Source organism: Sulfurimonas sp., assembly GCF_032250635.1.
Taxonomy (GTDB): Bacteria; Campylobacterota; Campylobacteria; order Campylobacterales; family Sulfurimonadaceae; genus Sulfurimonas.
The window spans coordinates 1-4242 of record NZ_JAVVFL010000187.1; the positions used below are offsets into that span (position 1 = coordinate 1).

The following is a 4242-nucleotide window of genomic DNA, read 5'->3' on the forward strand; positions in this document are numbered from 1 at the left end:
CATGATTATAGCATGCTTTATGTTTTTGTCAATAAACTCGCTACCGGACTTGAGCTGATGAAATATCCAAGGAGCGCCGATAGCGCCTCTTCCGATCATAACTCCATCGGCTCCGGTATGCTCTAGCACCCACTTTGCTTTTTCATAAGAGTCTATATCGCCGTTTGCAATTACAGGAATCTTGGTTGCTTCTTTGATCTCTCTTATTGCATCGTAATCAACTGCGGCTTTAAATTTTCCTGCGCGCGTTCTTCCATGAACCGCTAAAAAATCTGCGCCGCTATCCTCTACTCTCTTTGCTATATCTATGTGGTTTTTTTCCTCAAAACCAAGTCTTATTTTTACACTTGTTAAACTTTTGTTTGAGGTATTTTTGATTGTTTTTATAATATCGCCCATCAAAGGGAGGTTAAGAAGCAGAGAGCTTCCGCTTCCATGTCCGACGACCTTTGGCACTGGACATCCACAATTTAGGTCGATTATGTCTATTCCCTCTTGCTCATTTAGTATCTCTACGGCTTGGCGGATGACATCAACTTCAGCGCCTGCAATCTGAACAGAGTATGGATCTTCGTTTGGGTTTTTTTGTATCATGTTGAGTGTTTTAAGGGAACCATGAACCAGAGCATTTGAGCTAAGCATCTCGCTAACCGTCAAATCTGCTCCAAATTTTTTAACAACACTTCTAAAAGGCAAGTCCGTATAACCGGCAAGCGGCGCCAATACGAATATAGGCTTTTTAAAAGATAATTTTTCACTCATTTTATATCTACTAAGCTATATAAAGAGATTAATGTCAAAATGTTTTCCGCAATCTCTCAATGCGCTATACGCTTTAAAAGTCAGATATTCGTTAGGCTGAGATATGTCAAGTATCTCTTTTGCAGGAGAGCGCATCTCTAGATCAAAAAGAGTTAAGAGGTAGGCTTCCATTGCCGCTTCATCCTCAGTGCTTAGTGATTCAAATAATTTTATTCTCTGTTCAGGAAGCATTGATTTAGATAGTTTTTTAGAAGCCTCTATGTAATCTTTTGAGTCTAGCTTAAGATTATGAAACAGTGCAAGTAATGAATCGTTAGATGCCTCTAGAGTGCGTTTGTCTGCATTTATTCTTGAGAGTATCCCAAAAAGAGCCTCTTTGCTAAGCGCATCTTTATACTTCTCTATAGCGTAAAACGGTGCATTTTTTACAAAATCAACGTAGACCTCTTTGCGTAAGTTAATATCATACCTGTTCTTATCGCTAAGAATATTTTCGGCACTTATATCGCCCTTTTTATATCTGTTTCTCTCATTTTGAATCACCAACTCATTTGACGGCAAGAGAGAGTACTTTCTTAACTCAACTACCTCACCGTTTCTTATCGAGTTAATAAGAGAAAGGACATCTCTTAGTTTTTTGTTTTCAATATCAGCATCAAACTCTCCAATAGGAAAAATCGTAGCATTATCAACAATAGTGCCCAAAAGCTTGTATCTGTCCGTTTTAAATGAGTTGAAACGCTCTTTTTTTCCAAGATAAGCATCTATAATCGCATCAACGATTTTTTCATAGTCTTTATCATACTTGCGTCTTCTCAGTGTGCCTAGAAATGAGTAAAAAAGCATATGAATAACGCTGGCAACATACAATATTATCATAGGTATGACTACCCAAAGTGCAATAGAAAATGAGGGCAACGTAATGCCTAAAAACTCAAAGCCTATACTGTCTTGAGTTATAAAAGCATAGACGTACCATCCTACTAGAACAATTAATATTAACGCTGCTACTGTGTATTTTTTAATATGCATTATTTACCCTTTATTTAGATTTTTCTACGATCTCTCTACAATCAATACAGTATATCGCATGAGGCTTAACTTTTAATCTTTGAAAACCTATAGGGTCTTCACACATCTCGCATATTCCATAATCACCGGATGCAATTTTTCCCAAAGTTACATTAATCTCTCTCAGCTCTTTCTCCTGCTGTCTTACTATAGCACTCTCCACCATAGAGCTGTTGTCCACAGACGCATGATCACCCTCATCGTTAAGCTCCAACATACTTAGCTGAGAGAGCTCATCATTCACGCCTTTTATATTTTTGATTATCTGTTCTTTTCTACTCTCTAAAATCTCTTTAAAATATTTCAACTCGCTACCTTGCACTTACTTTCCTTATTTGTGATATGGGTGATTGCTCAAAATTGAAAATCCCCTATAAATCTGCTCAAGCAAAACAGCCTTTGCAATTTTATGACTCATGGTTATATTTCCTAGACTTATAACGGTATCGCTTTTATTTAAAAATTCATCTTCAAAGCCGTAAGCTCCGCCTATGAAAAATTTAACCGCAATTTTACCATCTAATAGCTTACTAAATTCATAACTATCAATAATTTTTCCATCAGGATGCAATACAATGTTAAAACCCTTCGATATATAGGGTTCTAAAATTTTTGAATAAGCCTGCTTTGAAGCTTCGGGTGAGATAGTGTGTGCTTTTGTTACATCTTTGCTAAAAAGTTCCGTATCGTCTACTTTTGCAAAGCGAGAAATCATCTTTATAAGCTCTTTATAGAGAGGATCATAGGTAGAGCGCTCTTTTTTTGCAATCGAGACTATCTCTATATTCATCAAAGAAGTCCGCTGCCTATGACATGATATGTCACATGTGAGAACTTGTCGCTCTTTTTAACCCCGCCAATGGCTGCTACAAAATGTTTTGAGTGTGAGGCGATCTCATCAAGTCTTTCGCCAAGAACCGTTGAAATGTTCTCTTTTGTATCTGTAGTTCTATATGCGCCCAAACCGATATAATTTAAATCCATCTCATTTGCTTGAAGAACTTCCTCTTTGTTGTGAGTAGAGATGCCTAGAATCTTATCTTTTTTTACAACGTCTCTTAAAATTTTTGCGGCTTTTATAGGATCTTTGTCAATTGCTCTTAAATCCTCTTGTCCGACATGCACACCGTCACAAAAATCTATAAGCTCATATGCATCATTTACTATTAAAAAGCCGTTATATATATTTCTGATTTTAATTAGCTGCTGTTTGATGAAGTGCAAATCCGCACTTTTATTGCGGTACTGGATTATCTCTGCATTTTGCTCTTTAGCAATGCGGATATAGTCTTCTAAAGACAACTCTCTCTTATCTAGAAGATCTTGGTCGCAGAGTGCGTAAAGACGCATTATGCAACTTTTAGGAGTGTTAGGAGGTCTGAGAGTGTTTTTTTGAGATTGTTTCTATTTACAACCATATCGATTGAGCCTTTTTCAAGCAAAAATTCTGCCCGCTGGAACCCATCTGGAAGAGCAGAACCGATTGTCTGCTCAATAACCCTCTGCCCTGCAAAACCGATCAAAGCGCCAGGCTCGGCGATTATAATGTCACCCAGTGTTGCAAATGAAGCACTAACTCCACCCATTGTAGGGTCGGTAAGCACTGAGATGTATAGAAGGTTGTTATTTGCCAATTTTGCTAAAGCAGCAGAGGTTTTGCTCATCTGAAGCAGAGAAAAAGTACTCTCCTGCATTCTAGCACCCCCACTTGCACTAAGAATAATTAATCCTTGCCTCTTCTCAATAGCACGATTTACTGCGCGAACAATCTTCTCGCCCTCAACAGAGCCTAATGAACCGCCCATAAAAGCAAAATCAAAGATGACAAGCTGAGCAGGAACTCCGTTCATTTCGCACTCACCGCTTACAACAGATGAAGTTTTACCTGTCTTAGCCTCTGCATCCTTGAGTCTCTGTTTGTATGATATTTTATCTGTAAATTTCAGTGGATCTATTGGTCTTAAATTATCATCATACTCTACAAACGTTCCATCATCCGCTAAAAGTTCTATTCTCTCTTTAACGCCTATTCTGATATGGTAACCACATTTAGGACAGACATGTTTTTGGTTTTCAACCTCTTTATAATACATTAGGGATTGGCATGATTTACACTTCACCCAATGCGCTGGAGCTTCACTTTTAACCGGTTCTTTTATATTTTTATTTCTAGAAAAAATGCTAAGTAAGTTCAAAAATTATCCTTTTATACATAATGGCGGGAATTATATCGAATTTATACTTTATTTTTATAATTTTAAGTGATGAGGATTCCGTATACACAAAAAATGTGCATACGAGGAATTGTAACTATTTAAGCAGTGATTTTACTATACTTCTTGCCGCTTCACGTCCGTCATAAGCGGCAGTTACTACAAGGTCGGCACCTCTGTAGCAGTCACCCCCGGC

At 37.7% G+C, this 4242-nt stretch carries 6 protein-coding genes; all 6 read right to left on the reverse strand.

Going from position 1 to position 4242, the window contains the following annotated elements:
• Positions 1–762 (reverse strand): tRNA-dihydrouridine synthase family protein (locus tag RQ763_RS10065; RefSeq protein WP_314152785.1); only part of this gene is annotated, 762 nt, incomplete at its 3' end.
• 15 nt (positions 763–777) lie between these two features.
• Positions 778–1794 carry a hypothetical protein gene (locus tag RQ763_RS10070; protein ID WP_314152786.1) on the reverse strand — a complete coding sequence of 339 codons (1017 nt, stop codon included), beginning with the start codon at positions 1792–1794 and terminating at the stop codon, positions 778–780.
• A gap of 10 nt (positions 1795–1804) precedes the next feature.
• The gene (gene dksA / locus RQ763_RS10075) at positions 1805–2155 is read right to left on the reverse strand and encodes an RNA polymerase-binding protein DksA (RefSeq protein ID WP_314152788.1); all 351 of its coding nucleotides are present in this window, start codon (positions 2153–2155) and stop codon (positions 1805–1807) included.
• A 9-nt stretch (positions 2156–2164) separates the two neighbouring features.
• Entirely contained in the window at positions 2165–2623 is a 459-nt protein-coding gene (locus tag RQ763_RS10080) for a 23S rRNA (pseudouridine(1915)-N(3))-methyltransferase RlmH (RefSeq protein WP_314152789.1), read from the reverse strand.
• Complete coding sequence (locus tag RQ763_RS10085) at positions 2623–3183, reverse strand: thiamine phosphate synthase (protein WP_314152791.1); 561 nt, start codon at positions 3181–3183, stop codon at positions 2623–2625. The genes RQ763_RS10080 and RQ763_RS10085 overlap by 1 nt, the downstream gene beginning before the upstream one ends.
• Complete coding sequence (accD, locus tag RQ763_RS10090; RefSeq protein WP_314152793.1) at positions 3183–4028, reverse strand: acetyl-CoA carboxylase, carboxyltransferase subunit beta; 846 nt, start codon at positions 4026–4028, stop codon at positions 3183–3185. The genes RQ763_RS10085 and accD overlap by 1 nt, the downstream gene beginning before the upstream one ends.
• Between the last annotated feature and the right edge of the window lie 214 nt (positions 4029–4242).

What these genes read in the sequence shown, in the direction of transcription:
- RQ763_RS10070 (WP_314152786.1), bottom strand. Translation starts at nt 1,794, where the DNA reads ATGCATATTAAAAAATACACAGTAGCAGCGTTAATATTAATTGTTCTA.
- RQ763_RS10080 (WP_314152789.1), bottom strand. Translation starts at nt 2,623, where the DNA reads ATGAATATAGAGATAGTCTCGATTGCAAAAAAAGAGCGCTCTACCTAT.
- RQ763_RS10085 (WP_314152791.1), bottom strand. Translation starts at nt 3,183, where the DNA reads ATGCGTCTTTACGCACTCTGCGACCAAGATCTTCTAGATAAGAGAGAG.